Source organism: Devosia chinhatensis, assembly GCF_000969445.1.
Classification (GTDB): Bacteria; Pseudomonadota; Alphaproteobacteria; order Rhizobiales; family Devosiaceae; genus Devosia; species Devosia chinhatensis.
In genome coordinates this window covers 1-471 of record NZ_JZEY01000079.1, presented here as the reverse complement: position 1 = coordinate 471, position 471 = coordinate 1, and the positions used below count along the sequence as shown (strand labels likewise).

The window sequence follows — 471 nt, the reverse complement described above, 5'->3', positions numbered from 1 at the left end:
GTGCGTGGAGTCTCGGCGCGGGGAAAGCAGGACCGTGACGTAGCACCATCGCCGCCAGAGGCGGAGCGCGGTCAGCGCCAGGACGTGGCTGAAGGCATCGTGGGGCGTGGGTGCGCGGCACAGGGCACCGGAGGGCGGGCCGGTGAGTTGCAGCGCGACGGCGGTGGCGAGGGTGATGTGTTCGAGGGGGGCGGAGAAGAGCAGGTGACTGGTCGTCAGGGCAGCGAGATCGGGAAGAGGGACAGGACATGAACGAGGATCGAGGCGATGCCGAGGTCGGCCCGATCCCGAGCGAGCGCCATCAGGCGCACATGGACGGCGTTGAGCGCCCCCATGGTCGGTACGAAGACGAGCCGCGCACCGGTTCCCAGCGCCTGGCGCCAGGCCTGGCGCGCAGCCTTGTCGCGAAGGATGATCGTCATGCGATGATGTCCCAGATCTGCCGGCCAATGCCGGCGTGCTGCTGGGCAA

1 protein-coding gene and 1 pseudogene are annotated in these 471 nt (G+C 69.2%); one reads left to right on the top strand and one right to left on the bottom strand.

The genetic code is table 11. The annotated features are described in order from the left end of the window. Window positions 1-252: pseudogene (locus tag VE26_RS18360) on the top strand (hypothetical protein); the annotation flags it as partial. Here VE26_RS18360 and VE26_RS16820 read toward each other — a convergent pair. Next, complete coding sequence (locus VE26_RS16820; RefSeq protein WP_046106508.1) at window positions 216-422, bottom strand: pantoate--beta-alanine ligase; 207 nt, start codon at window positions 420-422, stop codon at window positions 216-218. The pseudogene VE26_RS18360 and the gene VE26_RS16820 sit on opposite strands and share 37 nt — an antisense overlap. Between the last annotated feature and the right edge of the window lie 49 nt (window positions 423-471).

Excerpts from the sequence above, each read along its gene's own strand:
- VE26_RS16820 (WP_046106508.1), bottom strand. The coding sequence starts at position 422 with ATGACGATCATCCTTCGCGACAAGGCTGCGCGCCAGGCCTGGCGCCAG.